The sequence below is a fragment of the Carboxylicivirga sediminis genome (assembly GCF_018156225.1).
Lineage (GTDB): Bacteria > Bacteroidota > Bacteroidia > Bacteroidales > Marinilabiliaceae > Carboxylicivirga > Carboxylicivirga sediminis.
Genome location: NZ_JAGTAR010000027.1, coordinates 68,553 through 86,791, shown reverse-complemented (window position 1 = coordinate 86,791; position 18,239 = coordinate 68,553). Strand labels below are relative to the sequence as shown.

At 39.9% G+C, this 18,239-nt stretch carries 14 protein-coding genes; 5 read left to right on the top strand and 9 right to left on the bottom strand.

The features are described from left to right. Positions 1 to 160: 160 nt before the first annotated feature. Positions 161 to 973, top strand: a complete 813-nt coding sequence (locus KDU71_RS16480; protein WP_212192194.1) for a M28 family metallopeptidase — start codon at positions 161 to 163, stop codon at positions 971 to 973. Positions 974 to 1,000: 27 nt separating this feature from the next. On the opposite strand, the gene KDU71_RS16475 is transcribed toward KDU71_RS16480, so the two are convergent. The 8 genes from KDU71_RS16475 to KDU71_RS16440 form a co-directional block, all read right to left on the bottom strand. Beyond that, complete coding sequence (locus KDU71_RS16475; protein WP_212192193.1) at positions 1,001 to 2,518, bottom strand: glycosyltransferase family 39 protein; 1,518 nt, start codon at positions 2,516 to 2,518, stop codon at positions 1,001 to 1,003. 23 nt (positions 2,519 to 2,541) lie between these two features. Continuing rightward, positions 2,542 to 3,030, bottom strand: coding sequence for an arsinothricin resistance N-acetyltransferase ArsN1 family B (locus tag KDU71_RS16470; protein ID WP_212192192.1), 489 nt, complete (start codon positions 3,028 to 3,030; stop codon positions 2,542 to 2,544). Beyond that, on the bottom strand, positions 3,027 to 3,692 hold the full coding sequence (locus KDU71_RS16465) for a hypothetical protein (RefSeq protein ID WP_212192191.1): 666 nt from the start codon (positions 3,690 to 3,692) through the stop codon (positions 3,027 to 3,029). The genes KDU71_RS16470 and KDU71_RS16465 overlap by 4 nt, the downstream gene beginning before the upstream one ends. A gap of 164 nt (positions 3,693 to 3,856) precedes the next feature. Beyond that, entirely contained in the window at positions 3,857 to 5,692 is a 1,836-nt protein-coding gene (gene glmS / locus KDU71_RS16460) for a glutamine--fructose-6-phosphate transaminase (isomerizing) (protein WP_212192190.1), read from the bottom strand. A 162-nt stretch (positions 5,693 to 5,854) separates the two neighbouring features. Next, positions 5,855 to 6,661 (bottom strand): glucosamine-6-phosphate deaminase, encoded by an 807-nt coding sequence (gene nagB, locus KDU71_RS16455; protein WP_212192189.1) that lies wholly within the window; start codon positions 6,659 to 6,661, stop codon positions 5,855 to 5,857. 24 nt (positions 6,662 to 6,685) lie between these two features. Then, a complete protein-coding gene (locus tag KDU71_RS16450; protein WP_212192188.1) occupies positions 6,686 to 8,674 on the bottom strand; it encodes a DUF4954 family protein in 1,989 nt (662 codons plus the stop codon). 251 nt (positions 8,675 to 8,925) lie between these two features. Then, on the bottom strand, positions 8,926 to 10,641 hold the full coding sequence (locus KDU71_RS16445; RefSeq protein WP_212192187.1) for a DUF4270 family protein: 1,716 nt from the start codon (positions 10,639 to 10,641) through the stop codon (positions 8,926 to 8,928). 12 nt (positions 10,642 to 10,653) lie between these two features. Further along, positions 10,654 to 11,460 carry a glycogen/starch synthase gene (locus tag KDU71_RS16440; protein ID WP_212192186.1) on the bottom strand — a complete coding sequence of 269 codons (807 nt, stop codon included), beginning with the start codon at positions 11,458 to 11,460 and terminating at the stop codon, positions 10,654 to 10,656. Between the two features lie 254 nt (positions 11,461 to 11,714). Between KDU71_RS16440 and panC the strand changes: the two genes are divergently transcribed. From panC to radA, 4 genes are all read left to right on the top strand, one after another. Next, positions 11,715 to 12,575, top strand: a complete 861-nt coding sequence (gene panC / locus KDU71_RS16435; protein WP_212192185.1) for a pantoate--beta-alanine ligase — start codon at positions 11,715 to 11,717, stop codon at positions 12,573 to 12,575. Beyond that, on the top strand, positions 12,565 to 12,915 hold the full coding sequence (gene panD, locus KDU71_RS16430) for an aspartate 1-decarboxylase (RefSeq protein ID WP_212192184.1): 351 nt from the start codon (positions 12,565 to 12,567) through the stop codon (positions 12,913 to 12,915). The genes panC and panD overlap by 11 nt, the downstream gene beginning before the upstream one ends. A 90-nt stretch (positions 12,916 to 13,005) precedes the next feature. Further along, positions 13,006 to 13,500, top strand: a complete 495-nt coding sequence (gene rfaE2 / locus KDU71_RS16425) for a D-glycero-beta-D-manno-heptose 1-phosphate adenylyltransferase (protein ID WP_212192183.1) — start codon at positions 13,006 to 13,008, stop codon at positions 13,498 to 13,500. 2 nt (positions 13,501 to 13,502) lie between these two features. After that, positions 13,503 to 14,870, top strand: coding sequence for a DNA repair protein RadA (gene radA, locus KDU71_RS16420; protein WP_212192182.1), 1,368 nt, complete (start codon positions 13,503 to 13,505; stop codon positions 14,868 to 14,870). Here the strand turns inward: radA and KDU71_RS16415 are convergent. Next, positions 14,867 to 18,184: a hybrid sensor histidine kinase/response regulator gene (locus KDU71_RS16415; protein ID WP_212192181.1), complete on the bottom strand. Its 3,318-nt coding sequence runs from the start codon at positions 18,182 to 18,184 to the stop codon at positions 14,867 to 14,869. The genes radA and KDU71_RS16415 overlap by 4 nt on opposite strands. Positions 18,185 to 18,239: the final 55 nt, after the last annotated feature.

Sequence of the window (18,239 nt, the reverse complement as noted above, 5' to 3'; positions counted from 1 at the left end):
GTTAATGCAGCAGATGGAGCTTTTTGCCTAAGTTAAAGATCACGTTTGATTCTTTTTTAGTATGCTGGAATAGTGATTCCACAAACTAACGATATCTAAAATTGCAAGCCCAGGTATCCATTACAACAACGATATCATCTATTGCCATATTGATGATAAAGTGGCTGAAGAATTCTTTTTTGCACGTAATTTAAGTCTTGAGAAAATTCGAAAAACACTCAAAGAAAAGAATAAGCCACAAAGCATTGAGCTCAAACATAAGGTTACCCTTTCGGCGGATACTGAATACCATCCAGATGGTTCCTATGCCAATGTGATTGGTATTATTCCAGGCTCTGATCCTTTGTTAAAAGATGAAGTAATCATGGTAGGCGCACATCTCGACGGCCAAGGCAACCTGGGCGAACTGTTTCCGGGTGCGCTCGATAATGCGTCTGGAGTAGCCGACATCATGGCGGCGGCAAGAGCCCTGTCGAATCTGCCAGCTCCCAAGCGAACCATCGCTTTCTTTTTTATCGGGGCCGAAGAAAAAGGCTTGCTTGGCGCGTTGGAGTATGCAAAGGATCCTTTATTCAACAAGGATAAAACCATTTGCTACATCAACCTCGACATGGTTGGTAATGGCAATGGCCTGTACTTTGGCGGTGGTCAATCGTTTCCTGATATCTACAAACATTTTGAAGCGAGCAACAAGCAATTCATCCACCGCACTATGAAAACCAACTATCTGAACCGCTCATACAAAGGGCGCCCAAGAACTGATGGCATGGCTCTATCTCAACATGGCTTCAGAGCATTGAGCGTACATTGCACCGATCGGGTTAAAAAACTCTATTATCATCATCCGGCGGACACACCCGAAACCTTGGTGCCGGAAATAATGGAAGACGTGAGCAAATGGCTTTATTTAGGCCTCTATTCGCTTGCCAATGCCGAGAGCATCGACCTTAATGAAGTAATAAAACCTGAATAAGAATAAAGGCCCTTAAAGGGCCTTCAATTATAATTTAGTATGCCAGATACTAACTTTCCCGTTAGAACCAATAAGCTCTACCCGATTATAAAAATCTGGATAGTTCTTTATAACCTCTTCATCAATACTCTTATTCTGGGTAACAATAAAATCATACCCTTTATCTAACTCTGTAGGTATTTGTTCTTCAAATTTCCAAGCTACCCTAAAAACGGGCCTTTTCCAACCCATCATTGGGGAGTTCCAACCACTTCCAGTAATAACTATGACTCGTGATTCATCCGGAATTATTGAATTCAAGTAGTTTGAGCTTTCTTTGAAAGTTTCAATTGTAAGATCAACCCCCCGAACTTCAATTTTTTCATCATACTTTCTCAGTTGGTTTTCTAATGCAATAGAAAAAGCACCGATTACAAACAATACAACAAACAAACTAATACCCTTCATACTATAACCTTTTGTTTCAATATTCATTAATGCCCAAATAAGACAAATTACTAAAGGAGCCATCCATGTATCCAGAGAATAGTAGTCATGTGCTGACAAGCTCCATGACATTAGGAGACTAAATACAAAGGTTCCAAATAATGAGAATCCAAGCCATTGAAGCCAAAACGAGTTCAAGTTCCATTTTTCTTTCGGAACATTTATCAATACCACAATAAATACGAATAAATGTAGAAAGGGAAGAAAGCCTCTTAGATAAGACTTTGCAATATAAAATATTTGAAACATAAAATCTCTAAAAGTTTCTGCAGGTAATGGACTACCCAGAAAAACAGAGCCATAAAGAGATGCTAAATGTTTATTATAAACAAAATATCCGCCAATTAGGAATAATCCCATAAACACTGCTAGCATTTTACCATTATACTTGCGAGTACTTATGAATCTTAATACAAAGCTACAAAATAAGGCTATTAAAGTGATTACTTGAGTAAACCTCATTAAAGCTGCAAGTGTAAGAAATAAAACTCCAACGTAAAAAGTTCTGGAACTTGGCTTATAGAAATACTTCAACATCAAACTAATACCTATTAACTGCGTACTAAAAGCAGCTGAAGATACATGGAAACCATTTTGATAATAACAGTAGATAGGCTGAAACATAACAAAACTAACCGCAAACAATGAAATCCATAAACCTTTTAAATCATATAAAATCCTGAAAAGGTAAAGTAATCCAACGTAACTAAACAATAATGATACTAATCGAAATATCCATGGTTCCTTTATTCCTGTTAAATACATAATAAATCCGACAATGTAATGCAACAATGGAAAATCGACTGCTGTAATTCCTTTTGGAACATCAACTTCTTGTTCTGGGGGAAATTGGTGATTAAGTGAATAGGTTTGTGGATGAAAGAAGTCAAAACCATTATTTATAAATCCTAAAGCCAATGCATAGTGGTCACTTTGTGCCCAGGCATGGATTCGTGTTGGCATTTTATCAAAACTAAGTGCGTGTACAAAACAAATACTTACTATAAAAAACAGAGTAAAATAAAATTCAACTTTAATTTTCTTAAATATCAAACTCATTGAATAACATTATATAAAAACAACTATTTAGAAATAATCAATTCCCAATAGCCAACGTCAATCCATCGATTAAATTTACGCCCTACCTGCTTGAGCTGGCCAATTTTTTCAAAACCAAATTTCTCATGTAATGCAACACTTGCATCATTGGGCAACGAAATACCACCAATAACAGCATGAATTGACATCGCTTTGAGCTCATCCAGCAGCTTAGTATACAGCTTCGAGCCAACCCCTTTCCCTATGGCTTCGTGATGCAGGTATACAGAACTCTCGACCGAATGCTGATAGGCTTGCCGTGCTTTCCACTGTGTGGCATAAGCATAGCCAAGAACAATGCCCTCTTCTTCGTAAACCAGGTATGGATAACGTTTACAGATAGTGTCGATACGCTTCGCCATTTCATCAACTGAAACTGGCTCAAACTCAAACGTCACAATGCTGTTTACAACATAATAGTTGTAGATACCTGCGATATGTGCCGCGTCAACTGGCTTAATCGTTCTAATCATTGTTTTTTCATTTCAATAGCATATTCATACACCACCAGAGTATCATTTTCAGTCATATAGAATTCGGGTTGATCGTGAAAAGAATAGTCGTAAACATTGTTATCCTGAGTCCTATAAACATTTGGCTGGTTGTCGCTGTAGAAATAGCTCAATACCAAACGCTGAATCATCGGCAAATACACTCTACCATTACTTCTTTTCGCAAAGATGCAAGGATTGTATTCTATCACTTCTGAATAACCCGAAGTCAACGGCATTGGAAGCACCTCGTAATTGATCGGCCATAAACTTGAATATGGCGCCCAACCATATGATTTAAGTTTATACGGATACTCCCAAATCAGCACATCGTCTTTTTTATACGCTTTCCCGTCATGCCTTTCCCCGAATCCATCAATAGTTATATCCGACACATTATGATATGTAATTACTAGTTCACCGTAAGTATCCTCCCCCGCTCCAGAACTGATGACCTTCTGCATCTGGTTATAAAACCGCTCCTTAATATCCTGGTCGTGCACTTCGCCCTTTTCAGTATATACGCGCAGTGTACCATCAGTAACCACATAACATACATAACTATACGGATAGCTGACCTCATCCTTTTCACACGCAGATAGGCCTAAAGCTACCAACAAACTTAGCATCAAAACTTTTCTCATTATCAGGGTTATTTTAGTTAATGACCAAATATAATAAAAGCTAAGCTTTGCCAATAAAAAGCAAAGCCCGTATGACGTTTCAAACGGGCTTTAACTGAGAGATAAACCTTAAAATATTACAATGAATGTCATTCATGAACGAATGACAACGAAGTAATGCAACTCTATTCCACGGTTACTGACTTAGCCAGGTTACGTGGTTGATCCACATTGCAGCCACGCATAACCGCAATATGGTATGAAATAAACTGAAGTGGCACACATGTAAGCAATGGTGCAATAGCTTCGTGACAATCAGGCACTTCAATTACATGATCAGCCATCTTTTTGATCACCTCATCTCCTTCTGTAACAATAGCTATTACCTTACCATTACGCGCTTTCACTTCCTGTATATTACTCACGATCTTCTCGTAAGACTTATCCTTGGTAGCCAAAACAAAAACCGGCATGTTCTCATCTATAAGTGCTATGGGACCATGCTTCATCTCGGCTGCAGGATATCCTTCGGCATGAATGTAAGAAATCTCTTTCAATTTTAAAGCACCTTCTAGGGCAACCGGAAATAAAAACCCTCGCCCAAGGTAAAGCGCATTGTTCGCATCTTTATATGTATCAGCTATTTGCTTAATATCTGTTTCAGCTTTTAATATGGCCCTAATTTTATCAGGAACCTGGGTCAGTTCATTAATTAATTCCTTGTATACCGAATCTTTAAGGTGACCTTTTGTCTTTCCCAACAGTAGCGCCATCATGGTTAATACCGTTACCTGAGAAGTGAAAGCTTTAGTAGATGCAACGCCTATTTCAACACCAGCGTGTGTATAAACACCAGCGTGCGTCTCCCTAGGAATGGATGAACCAGCCACATTACAAATCCCAATAATGGTTGCTCCATGCTCTTTCGCCATTTTAATGGCCGCCAGCGTATCAGCTGTTTCTCCACTCTGCGAGATGGCTATAATAACATCATCCTCATTGATAATAGGGTTGCGATACCTGAACTCGCTGGCATACTCCACCTCAACAGGAATACGTGCAAACTCCTCAAACAAATATTCACCGACAATACCAGCGTGCCACGAAGTTCCACAGGCCGCAATAATAATACGGCGTGCCTGAGAAAGTTGAGGCATCACATCGCTGATACCTCCCAAAAATATCTTTGAATGATCCATGGCAATGCGCCCCCTGAAGGTGTCTTCAATGGAAATGGGTTGCTCGTATATTTCTTTAAGCATAAAATGCTCAAAATTGCCTTTATCAATCTCATCGATGGTGAGATCAACCTTCTGAATCTTTGGCTTAAGGGCATCGTTCTGAATACTCTTAAGGGTCAGCTTATCCTTTTTAATAATAGCCACCTCTTCATCGTTCATGTATATCACCTGGTCGGTATATTCAACGATTGGTGTAGCATCAGATGCCAAAAAGTACTCATTATCGCCAACACCAATCACCAAAGGGCTGCCTTTACGGGCAGCAATCAACTGATCTTTCTCATCGGTACAGGTAATAACCAATCCGTATGCTCCTACAACCTTTGTTAAAGCCAATCGGACAGCCATTTCCGCATTCACTTCTTTATTGATGTAAATGTTTTCAATCAGATTAGCCAGCACTTCTGTATCAGTTTCACTCTGAAAAGTATATCCACGACTTACCAGCTCCTTTTTAAGGTGAGAATAGTTTTCGATAATCCCATTATGTACGACGATGAATTTGCCATTTTGAGATACGTGCGGGTGCGCATTATTATCACTTGGCTCTCCATGAGTAGCCCAACGTGTATGCCCCATACCAATAGAACCCGAGATAGATTTTCCTTTGGCATGATTTTCAAGGTCTTTCACTTTACCTTTACATTTGTACACGTTTACCTCGCTATTGATCAAAGCCAGACCAGCCGAGTCATATCCACGGTATTCAAGACGCTGCAGGCCTTTAACAATAATAGGGTAAGCCGTACGGCCACCAACATATGCAACAATTCCACACATAGTATAATCTTTATATCTTTCTCCAACAAACACATGCAGGCACAAAACCCACATCTTTCAATTTCACAAACAATCAAATTCAGTTTTTGAGCTGCAGAAAAAAAAAGAGGAAACCTTTAGGATTCCTCTTCAAACAGATGTGATATTGTTATGACTTGTTTCTTATTTCCACAAGCTTTCAGGTGCTAAATTGTCTTTTTCGATATCCTTGAAGTAATTGTAGGTTCCAACCTTAAGTTCATAGGTTGCAGCCTCATCGCAAACAATTACTCCTTTCGGATGCATCTGTAAAGCACTGATAGTCCACATATGATTGACTCCCTCTTCCACAGCATGTTGCAAAGCTCTCGCTTTGTTATGACCATTTACAATAATCAGCACCTCTTTCGAATCAAGCACTGTACCCACACCAACTGTTAAAGCAGTCTTTGGCACTTTGTTTGGATCATTATCAAAGAAGCGTGAATTTGCTAAAATGGTATCATAGGTTAACGTTTTAACCCTTGTTCTTGAACTTAATGACGACGCTGGCTCATTAAAAGCCAGGTGACCATCGGGGCCAATACCGCCCATAAACAGGTCGATGCCGCCCATCTCTTTAATTTTATTTTCGTAACGCTGGCATTCTGCCTCTGCGTTTTCAGCCTGTCCGTCTAACAGATTCGTATTTTCAGGCTTTATATCAATATGGCTGAAAAAGTTATCCCACATAAATGTGTAATAGCTCTGAGGATGCTCACGGGGAATTTCGCGGTACTCATCCATGTTAAAAGTTACCACATTCTGAAAAGATACTTTTCCTTCCTTGTTCAGTCTGATAAGTTCTTTGTATGTCCCCAGTGGAGACGAGCCCGTTGGCAATCCAAGAACAAAAGGCTTATCACCTTTGTGTTGGTTGATTTTTTGTGCAATGTAACTTGCTGTCCATGCAGATGCCTGCTGATAATCCGGCTCAATAATTAATCGCATAGTAATCTATTTAAGGTTTATTCTCTACTTCAAGAGGATAAGCCTTTCTTTCAGTTCTTCAGCCAGTCTGCTTTTTTCCCTGATATGATTACTGATGTCTTGCACCGAAGGGTGTTTCTCAAATTCACCACGCACCTGTTCAAAATCCATTATGCGGGTTTCTTCCGAGCCATCAATGCCAAAGCCGGTCTGGTTGTTTAATGTAAACTCCTTGTGGGCATCGGCATACACCATATTATCCAAATCAATAACACATTTTTTCCAGTTGTCAACAAAGTTGAGTATCTGATCGATTTCCGCTGTCTGGAAATCAATATCAAACTCCTCTATGAAGACTTTCAAACACCATGTCCACGCATAATCAAAATAGTTATCGTGTAACATAGCATATCGCTCATTCAGCTCCTCCAAATTGGATATGTTATCTTTTTGTAAATCATTTAAAAGGGTCATCACCCTTTCTTTGGGAACTAACAAACCGGCCATATCTATCCACTCCCCATCTCCATAATCGGAAGTTTTCGAAAGGCCACTCCTTAATTCATTTAACGATTCAAAGATAACATCTTCCAGCTTTTTTATAAGCGCATTCCCTAAAAACTTTACAATCCCGGTGTTATACAACTGAATTCCACGCCTTAGCGAAGTATTTGTAATCTTCACACTATTATACATGTAATAGTCTGAAGTTTGCCCCGATGAAGTGATTAAAGCTTTCAAAACCTTTTTACCATTAATCATCTTTTGAATGGTAAAGGGACTAAGCAAATTGAAATTGATAAAATCCAATAGTTTTTTATCAGTCCGCTTATCCCTTTTGGGCCATTTGCGGGCATCTCTTATTGTACCAACACTGCGCAGGTTAACTCCCGGTGCCAGTATACTTTCATCCTTATTCTCTATTAAGTAGGAGAATGGAAGCTGTGACGTATCAGGATTACGGTAGTGACGACCCATCACCAAAGAAAATGCACCAATATGAGCCGGCCATAACAGGTAAGAATCACTGGTTGTTTTAGAACCTCGTTCAACCACTCCCTGATGAATGGGTCCTAACTTATACATGTGATTGCTTTGGTTAGACCCACTGCCGGCATTCATAAACGAAAAATACCCGGCAATCAACAGCGTTGATTTATGATGAGTTACGGTGTATGGTCCGGCAAACACCGAACAGGCTTCACCATGGAATCCCTGGCAATTGGCAAAGAACACGGAATTCTCTGCTGAGTAGTGCTTTCCCAGCTCGCAGCCCTGACCAACAAAACATTTAGAAATAAGTGCACTGTCACTTACCCGACAACCTGAAGCCGCAATAAAATCTTCAGCAATAACACCAGGCCCAAAATAGCTGGGTGCATCAACTGAACTGTTAATTGTTCCGTTACTTAAACGGTATATACCTTCAACACGTGCATAAGCGCCAATATTGGTATCTATTATGGTACGACAATTAATAAGGTGTGCACCCTCCTCAATGGTACCTTTTGAACAACATATGCCAGCTTTGTAAGCATCTATCAGCTTTTGCAGCTTCTCAATCACTGCCGGCTGATGCCTGTACATAGCCATAATATAGGCAGTATGCGCAGACAGCTCATTATAAATAGCTATCTCACGCCCGCCGGCTTCGTTTAAAGCAGATACCAGAACGCCATTACCAAAGCAACTATCACCCTCGGTAATGATTGAATCAACATTTTCGATTACAACATTAGAGTGAATATGGTAATTGGCAATGTGGTTCTTCACCTGATTGATGTATGCATCAGATTCAATGATGCAATTATGGATGGTGGCATTGGAGATACCAGCTTGTTTCTGAACACCACCCGCAAAAGTAAATGCTCTTTTGAACGAGCCCAATCTAACATCTCCGGAGAAAGACACATTTCTGACCGTAACAGAATCAAATCCCTCATCAACAAGTACCTTGCTCCAATCAGGGCAAAAGCAATTACGCTGCTCAAGGATGCTAATTTCTTGATTTGATAAAGGCCGGTATGTGCTCATTCTCTCAGTAGTGAAGTAACTTTACAAAGCGAATGTATGAAACAATTTTATTACGAAGCAAGGCAAGAATGAAAAGAAAGCCAAACATAATAAAATCGTAAATCCAACTATCCAATATAAAGGTTTAGAAAGGCCTCGCTTGACAATGACAAGCCATTTCACTTACGAAAAAACTGATACCCTTTTATATTCTTATACAAACAAAAAGAGGATGCAATAAGCACCCTCTCATTTTATATTGTAATAATTACTTATCGCGGTCTGTATAAGAAATACTTAATATTCATCTTAAGTGGTCTGCTTTCATTGGCTCCGCCAAAAAGAACAACACGCTGGAAATTAGAGGTTGTGCTTTCCGGGCCTACAAAGAACTGTTTCTCGTTTAATGCTGCCCCATCTTCTTCCCTCATGATATAGTTGAAGTATTCTGCTCTCATAATAAAACGGTATACATACTCAGGACGTCCCTCTTTACTGTAACGAATGACCCGTTCTCCTACACCATCCAAACTACCATCGCCATCTACATCTCGACCAAATACAGGAATCGATATTTTGTTGCCATTAATTTCAATCGGATATACAGGATCTTCAAGCTTACCTTTATCATCAAGCCATTTTATCTGGAGTTTAGATGGTGCCGGGTAATAATCCATGTTAGAAGAAACTGTATCGATTTCCATCAAGAACTCGATATTGGAAACCAAGCGGTAATCTAACTCCTTAGAAGGATCTGCATTGGCCGGATCGCCAATTGAATCCACCCAGTTAATAACTTCATCAGGCAATTGCATGCGCATATAGCTACCTGCCATACCTTGTATATACAGTCTGTCTGGCGTGGCATCTGTTGTATCAATATTGGCTGTCTCCAGCTCATGTTTATATGTATTAAACCTAACATTCTCAAGGTTGATAGGAAAAGTATAGCTATAGGCAGCCGTTGTATCTCGGATAACTGAATCGGTATTTAAATACTTATAGTCTCTTGACAGGTGCAGGGTTAGATTAGAGGCAACTGATGAGGAGCTCAGCAAATTCGTTTTAGCCAGCCAGCCATTTCCACCATTCTGAATGTCATCCAATGCCACATACACCCCACTAAACACACCCTTAAATGCAGCCGTTGATTTCAATTCATTTTCCGACATATCAAAGAACCTGTCTCTTACGTCATCTCGCAACTTAAAGCTCCAGGTTTTGGTTTTGGTTGTGTTACCGTTAAAATCTGAATCCAACCAAGAGCTATCTTTTGAGGCCTTAACCTTATCATTGTCCCACAGGTACTGTGGATAATTCCATAAACTATCGGGGTATTGATAAAGATTACTCCAGTTGACAGAACGCATACTATCAGGCACCTCACTGTTTGGATAGACTGCTTTTGAGGCTATCGGGTTGATATTGTACATCCCATCAACATCATGGTCACTGAAATACTCTTTACCAACCGAACCTAAGTCGCTTTCTAATTCGTAAACATTAACCGTTTGCGCTTGCTTCATTTCACCATACCAGTTATTAAACTGGTATTGCAGGTTCAGCACAAGACTGTCTACTTCCCAAGTATCATTAGGAAAATCAAATTCGTTATTGTTGTTAAACTGATATAATACGGTGTCTCGCTGTTCGTCATCTCCATCAATATATTTAATGGAGAAAGCTACCCGCTTACCAATGGAGAAATCAGTTAAAAAGGCAGCTTCAGAACTTCCAAAAACCGGATCGTCGAACTTACCAATAATGCCAAATGTTGCATCACTGGTGCGTACACTTTCTCTTTTTATGTTTCGGGTGCCAATTTCATGCTCATCATACACGAGGCCTTTTATTTTCTCACCGTCGGGCAACACATCGCCTGTTAAACGTGCCGGTTCGTCTTTACAACCTACCGATAAAGAAAGAAGGCCAATAGCTAATGATTGGCCTGCAATAGAAAATATCTTTCGTAAAGAGTAGTTCTTCATAAATGTCATTAATTAGTCAAGCAATGAGTCATAAAAACCATTGTAGGCGCTAACATAGCTTTCTTCATCGTGATATCCTAAAAATGGCTTACCCGATTGCTTAATAAACTCACTAATTTCGGGATTGATAGTTTCACTTCCCTGAATAACACCATCAGACATTGAGATGGCTAGTTTGGTAAGGTTCACAAAGTCATTGGCTGCCATTACCTCCAGATCACTGTCTTCCACTCCATCCAACTTAAGCTTCTCCTTAAAGTTTTCGCTCCAAAGACTAGTAAAATCATCATTATAAACTGTATAAACCACCTTTGAGTTGGCAAAATGCGGATCTTCATTCATGGCTTTTTTAATGTACAACGGTGCAAGAGCTGTAAACCAGCCATTACAATGAACTACATCAGGTGCCCATCTGAGTTTTTTGGTGGTTTCTAACACTCCACGTGCAAAAAAGATGGTTCTTTCATCGTTATCCTCAAACTCAGCTCCATTTTCATCAACCAGAGTGGCTTTACGCTGAAAATAGTCTTCATTATCGATAAAGTAAACCTGCATACGAGCAGCCTGAATCGAAGCAACTTTAATAATCAAAGGGTGGTCGGTGTCGTCTATAATAAGGTTCATCCCCGAAAGCCTGATGACTTCGTGCAACTGGTTGCGACGCTCATTAATGCAGCCAAAGCGTGGCATGAATGTTCTGATTTCTTTACCTAATTCCTGAATGCCTTGTGGTAAATAACGACCTATTTTTGACATTTCTGTCTCAGGTAAGTAAGGTGTTATTTCTTGAGAGATGAATAAGACTTTTGCTTTTTCCATTATTATACTGGTAGAATATTTTTAGCAAATGCAAAAGTACGAAAAATAAACCACGTAACAAATTAAAACCCTTGCACGCATAGCGATATAGGGCCTCAAACCAAACAATTTCTGTGCAAGAAAGCATATTTTAACAAGGTTTTTGAGATTTCGTGAACCAAATGTGATAAGTATTTTATTACTTTGCCGAGCTATTTTCAGACACCACGACAAAATGCAAACATTAACCTGTGTGTCAATTAAATACATAAAGCATGCAAGTAGTTCATACAGTTACTGCTCTTCAGGCTCTGCTTGAAAACCACAAACAGGGAAACAAAAGTATTGGCTTTGTACCCACGATGGGGGCCTTGCACAATGGCCACTTATCATTAGTGGAACATGCGGCATCAAAGTCCGATATTGTGGTAGTAAGTATTTTTGTTAACCCAACGCAGTTTAACAACGCAAAAGATCTTGATCGCTACCCACGAGATTTAAATACCGATCTTGAGGCACTATCCTCAGTCAAATGCGATATTGTTTTTGCCCCTTCCGTTGAGGAGGTTTATCCCGAAGAAGATTCCAGACAATTTAACTTTGGCAGTCTCGAAACTGTGATGGAAGGACGCTACAGACCTGGTCACTTTAACGGGGTAGCACAGGTAGTCAGTCGCCTTTTTGACATGGTAAAGCCCGATAAGGCCTTTTTTGGTCTGAAAGATTTTCAGCAGCTCGTTATTATAACCGAGATGACCAAACAGCTACAGTTGCCAGTTAAGATAGTACCTTGCGACATTGTTCGTGAAGCAGATGGACTGGCCATGAGCTCGCGTAACATGCTACTCACTGATAAGCAACGAAAAAATGCACCTGCCATTGCCCGTACTTTATTCGAATCTTGTAACTTTGCCCCTGATTTATCGGTAGAAAAGATCAAAAAACAGGTTGAAGAAACCATTAATGCGACCAAAGGGCTGGAAGTTGAGTACTTTGAAATAGTAGATGGGTATACACTGCAGCCTGTTGACAACTGGGAGAAGAGTGATTACATTGTTGGTTGTATTGCTGTTTTTGCTGGTGAGATAAGATTGATAGATAACGTGACATACAAAAATAGGGATCATGAATGTTGAGGTTGTAAAATCAAAACTACACAACGTTTCTGTAACGGAAGCAAATCTGAATTATGTTGGAAGCATTACCATTGACGAAGACTTAATGGACGCAGCTAACATCATTGAAAATGAAAAGGTTCAGGTTGTTAACAACAATAATGGAGAGCGCCTTGAAACTTATGTAATCAAAGGCGAAAGAGGATCAGGCGTTATCTGCCTGAATGGAGCTGCAGCCCGTAAAGTGGCCGTTGGCGATGTAGTTATTATTATTACATATTGCCACATGTCTCTAGAAGAAGCCAAGCAGTTTAAACCAACATTTGTATTTCCGGATACAGCAACCAATGCACTGGTTTAAAAGCAGTTTTTAAAAATATTAAGCTAGAACCCCGGCACCTGTCGGGGTTTTGTTATTTTTATACCTTCAGTTATTATAAAAGACTACTCAATGACTCAGCTAGATGCCATTACTAATAAAATTAAGAACCGTAGTGAAGCACAGGAGATTGTATCGCATTGGAGCGCTAACGGAGACACCATTGTTTTTACCAATGGTTGTTTTGACATTGTGCACCGCGGCCATATCGATTACCTGTCGAAAGCAAAAGATAAAGGCAGCAAATTGGTGCTTGGGCTCAATACCGATGCGTCAGTTCAACGCCTGAAGGGTCCGAAACGCCCTGTTGTTGATGAACAAAGCAGAGCCATATTAATGGCTGCCCTACAGTTTATCGATTTAGTTGTTTTTTTCGATGAGGATACCCCCTATGAACTAATTAAAGCCCTGCAGCCTGATGTATTGGTGAAGGGCAGCGATTATAAAGCTGAAGACATTGTTGGCTACGACATACTCAAAGCCAAAGGAGGAAAAGTGGAAACCATCGACTTTGTCGAAGGTTTTTCTACTACCTCTATTGTTGAAAAGATTAAAACATCCATGTAGTTATGGCTAAAGCGAAAACGGTATTTGTTTGTCAGAACTGTGGCAATGAATCGCCCAAATGGGAAGGTAAATGCTATGCCTGTGGCGAATGGAATACGTTTGTTGAGGAAACCAAGATAACCGGTAAAGCCAAAAACAGTCGGCCCGGAACTGTGCTGGCTGAGCGCACAAAACCGATGCCTGTTTCAAAAGTTTCGGTTGAAGAAATGCCCCGCCTTAGTACCGGTAATGAGGAACTAAATCGGGTATTAGGCGGTGGGCTGGTACCGGGTGCCATGGTATTAATTGGTGGCGAACCCGGTATAGGAAAATCGACACTGGTATTACAAACAGCCCTTAACCTGCCCAATGTTAAAGTACTTTATGTATCTGGTGAAGAGAGCCCTCAACAGATAAAGCTTCGTGCCGACCGTATATCAGGGGCATCGGCCGATAATTGTCATGTAGTTAGCGAGGTATCGGTTGAGCATATTATCAAACACATCGAAAATGAGCAGCCCGACGTTTTAGTGATTGACTCGGTACAAACGCTCGAAACTGAACGCATCGAATCGGCGCCTGGCAGTGTTTCTCAGATACGCGAATGCACAGCAACTATATTGCGCGTATGTAAAGACAAGCATATCCCGGTATTTCTCATTGGCCACATTACCAAAGAGGGCAGCCTGGCCGGGCCCAAAGTATTGGAGCACATGGTAGATGTGGTGCTGCAGTTTGAAGGCGATCGTCACCATATGTACCGCATATTGCGCTCCATTAAGAACCGTTTTGGCTCCACCAATGAGATTGGCATCTTTGAAATGTTGGGCAGTGGCCTTCGCGAAGTAAGTAATCCGTCTGAATTATTATTGGCCACTCAGCAAAAACAGATGAGCGGCGTTGCAATTTCAGCAGCATTGGAGGGCGTTCGCCCATTTTTAATTGAAGTGCAGGCACTGGCAAGTACGGCTGCTTACCAAAACCCGCAACGCTCAGTTACTGGTTTCGACCTGAGAAGGTTGAATATGCTCCTGGCTGTTCTTGAGAAACGTGCAGGCTTTAAATTGGCTCAAAAAGATGTGTTCTTAAATATTGCCGGAGGACTTAAAGTAAATGATCCTGCTATTGACTTGGCTGTCATTACATCTGTTCTCTCATCGAATATGGACATGACCATTTCGCCAGATATATGTATGACAGGAGAAGTGGGGCTGTCGGGCGAAATCAGACCAGTGACCAGATTGGACCAACGCATTGGCGAAGCTGCTAAACTAGGATTTAAGAGCATTATTATACCCAGCTATGTTAAAGGTGTTGAGCTGAATAAATATGATATTCAAGTTATTAAAGCCAATAAAATTGAAGAAGCGTTTAAATTTTTGTTCGCCTAATCTTCGGTGATCTTAATATTAAAGTAGAAGGTGGAACCTTTACCTTTTTCGCTTTCTACCTTAATATTTCCCCCCAGCTGCTTGGTCAGCCCTTTTGTAATGGCCAGTCCCAAACCGGTTCCCCGGTAGACTTTCTCAGAATAGCCTTCCAACTTATTAAACCGGTTAAAGATATTCCCAATCTCATGTGATGGTATGCCTATTCCGGTGTCTTGCACAAAGCCATACATCCTGCCATCTTCAATGGAATAGTTAAACTTTATCCACCCATTCTCGGTAAATTTTATAGCATTATTTATCAGGTTGGTGATTATCTGGCGAAGTCGAATTCTATCGGTAAACACCTCCTGAGGCTGTTCCAGTTTGTTATAAATAAACCGCACCCCCTCATTTATTTCACTGTTGCCATCAATATAATTGGAAGCAATCTTCTCTATTTCCTCAGTGATTTCAAAGTACGTTTTTTTAATCTGAAAATCCCCGGATTCTATACGGGCCAAATCCATTATATCATCAATCAAACGCATTAACGTAACGCCGTTGGACTGTATCAGTTCTTTAAAATAGTCACTCTCTTCTTCCGGTACATCTACATTAATCAGTAAATCAACAAACCCCAAAATTGCATTCATGGGTGTACGAATCTCATGACTCATATTGGCCAAAAAAGCGGTTTTCAAAGCGTCAGCCTTTTCAGCCTTTTCTTTTGCCAGCAGCAAGTCCCTGGTCCGTTCGTTAACTTTTCGCTCTAAACTATCATTTTGTTTCTCAAGCTTTTCATAGGCTTTTGAAAGCTCCCTGGTTTTCTCTGCTACTGTTTTTTCAAGAAGTTTCCTTTTGATGCGTGCGTTTCTGTTTTTAATCAGATAAATGGCAATAACCATTGTCAGCAGAACAATCCCCACCAGCATGAAAAACCAAACAGTGCCGTAAAATGGTGGCTTTATACTGATGGTTAAAACCGTTTCATCGCTTTCCAGCTTTGAATTTGATATAGTTGATTTAATTCTGAATGTATAATCATCTGGTCGAAGGTTGTGAAAAGATATTGTGTTTTCATTCCCAAGGTTAATCCAGTTATCATGTAGTTCGTCTATTTTATATTGGAAAACTGTTTGTTTGGGATTCCCGTATTCGAGGGTCGAATAACTTATCTCAAATAGCCTATCCTTGTGTGATAGGTTGATTCTTTTAGCCTCGCTAAGCTTTCCCTTGAATATTTCGCGACCATCCGCCAATGTTCCAAAACTAACCTGATTATTAAAAATGGATAACCCAGTGATTATAACCGGCTGAGGCTTTCGTCTTTCAATATTTATATTGGGCTCAAATACATTTAATCCATTAATACCTCCACACACAATGGAACCATCCCGCAATTTGGCAACCGCATTGTAATGGAACACGTTTTCCTGAAGTCCATCTTCCTTGAAAAAATTGCTAAACAAGCCTGTTCTCAAATTGTATATCGATAATCCGTTTTGCGTGGTGATCCAGAGATTATCATTTTCATCTTCCACCAGTCCAACGATTGAATTACTGGCCAACCCATCCTCAATATAATACACGGTAAATGTTTCATTATCTGCATTCATCTTATTGAGCCCAAAATTGGTACCCACCCAATAGTCACCATTGCTATCAATCAGTTGACAAGTTACCTGATCGCTTGAAAGGGACTGTGGATTGTTTTTATCATTCTGGATATAAGAGAATGTGCCTGTAGCCCGATGATAAACATTAACTCCTCCTCCATAGGTAGCTATCCATATATTATGTTGTTTATCTTCAAGAATCGACAATACGTTACTGCTATTCAAATATCGTCGCTCGTTATGTGTATTGGGGTAATGAGTAATTGTACCGGTTCGGGGATCAAACACATCTAAACCACCTCTTACAGTGCCAATCCATATTAATCCCATGGAGTCCTGAAACAAAGCTCTTACAAAATCACTGGAAATACCTTCTTCTTCACTCTCAGACTTTTTCAGATAGCGAAAGTCTCCGGTTTGTTTATTATAAATGCTTATCCCACCAGTGTATGTACCTATCCACAATTCGCCACTAGTTGTTTCCAGAATACTTAAACCTACATTATCACTTAACCCATTTGTACGATAAAACTTCTCTTTGATATTAAACTTGTTATCTGCCCTGTTAAGACCATTTTCGGTACCAATCCATATTTCCCCGTCACTGTCTTCATAAATACAATTTACACTTCTATCTGAAAGCGAACCCGGTTGATTCATTTGATGTGTAATATGAACGATATTCTCTTGATTGAGATTGCTGTAGCAGACTCCCTTATCGTAGGTGCCTACCCAAAGTAAATTATTATCATCAATCAATATCCTGGTTAAAGCATTGGATTTAAGACTTTCATCTATCACAGGATTATTTTGCAGATTACTAAATAATTCTGTCGCTTTATCGAAGCAGTAAAGTCCTCCTTTATCGGTAGATACCCATATTCGCTTACGCTTATCTTCAGTAATACAAACCGGAAAGTTGTTCTCCAGAAAGCTATATTGTTCTTCTTTACTTGTATAATGCACATGCGTATTATCTGATGGATTAAAGCACCATAAGCCCTGCTTTTCAGATGCAATCCAAAGTAGTCCATCACTATCCACAAATACATTAAGAACATGTTCATCAAGCGACATCCTGGCCTCTTCATCCAAAGATTTAATTTCTCCCGTTTCAGTATTCAGCATATTGACTCCACCGCCATACATACCAGCGTAAACAATATTGTTGAGCAAAACCACCGATACCACATTGACATTACTTAATCCTTCTGCCAGTGAAAATAGTTCAAATTGCTTTGTGACAGGGCTATACCTATTCACTCCGCCTCCCGTGGCAATCCATATGTTTCCAAGTGCGTCTTCGGTTAAATCAAAAATATGATTAGAGGCAATGCTGTTGTGCAGCGAATCATATTCAAAGACACTAACGTTTCTGCGTGAAGCATCAAGACAATTAAGCCCTCCACCCATGGTACCTATCCACAGGTTACCCTTTGAATCTTCAAAAAGACAGTTGATGATGTTACTACTTAACAACAGTTCATCTTCGCCATAACTGTTAAAAGCCTGAATTTGATAGCCATCGTAACGGTTTAAACCATCAAAAGTACCCACCCAAATAAATCCTTTCGAGTCTTTAAGTACCGATGTCACATAATTATTAGAAAGGCCCTGATCAATATCCAGATGCTTAAATTTTAAACCACGAACATTAGCTGTAGTACATTGCAGCACTACAGCAATCAGTATGGCTGTTATCGAAGTTTTTAAGCCCAAGCACTAATTATTTAGAGGGTTACCGACACTTAAAACTAATAAAAAATACAATGCC

What these genes read in the sequence shown, in the direction of transcription:
- KDU71_RS16475 (WP_212192193.1), bottom strand. Translation starts at nt 2,518, where the DNA reads ATGAGTTTGATATTTAAGAAAATTAAAGTTGAATTTTATTTTACTCTG.
- KDU71_RS16470 (WP_212192192.1), bottom strand. Translation starts at nt 3,030, where the DNA reads ATGATTAGAACGATTAAGCCAGTTGACGCGGCACATATCGCAGGTATC.
- KDU71_RS16465 (WP_212192191.1), bottom strand. Translation starts at nt 3,692, where the DNA reads ATGAGAAAAGTTTTGATGCTAAGTTTGTTGGTAGCTTTAGGCCTATCT.
- glmS (WP_212192190.1), bottom strand. Translation starts at nt 5,692, where the DNA reads ATGTGTGGAATTGTTGCATATGTTGGTGGCCGTACGGCTTACCCTATT.
- nagB (WP_212192189.1), bottom strand. Translation starts at nt 6,661, where the DNA reads ATGCGATTAATTATTGAGCCGGATTATCAGCAGGCATCTGCATGGACA.
- KDU71_RS16450 (WP_212192188.1), bottom strand. Translation starts at nt 8,674, where the DNA reads ATGAGCACATACCGGCCTTTATCAAATCAAGAAATTAGCATCCTTGAG.
- KDU71_RS16445 (WP_212192187.1), bottom strand. Translation starts at nt 10,641, where the DNA reads ATGAAGAACTACTCTTTACGAAAGATATTTTCTATTGCAGGCCAATCA.
- KDU71_RS16440 (WP_212192186.1), bottom strand. Translation starts at nt 11,460, where the DNA reads ATGGAAAAAGCAAAAGTCTTATTCATCTCTCAAGAAATAACACCTTAC.
- panC (WP_212192185.1), top strand. Translation starts at nt 11,715, where the DNA reads ATGCAAGTAGTTCATACAGTTACTGCTCTTCAGGCTCTGCTTGAAAAC.
- panD (WP_212192184.1), top strand. Translation starts at nt 12,565, where the DNA reads ATGAATGTTGAGGTTGTAAAATCAAAACTACACAACGTTTCTGTAACG.
- rfaE2 (WP_212192183.1), top strand. Translation starts at nt 13,006, where the DNA reads ATGACTCAGCTAGATGCCATTACTAATAAAATTAAGAACCGTAGTGAA.
- radA (WP_212192182.1), top strand. Translation starts at nt 13,503, where the DNA reads ATGGCTAAAGCGAAAACGGTATTTGTTTGTCAGAACTGTGGCAATGAA.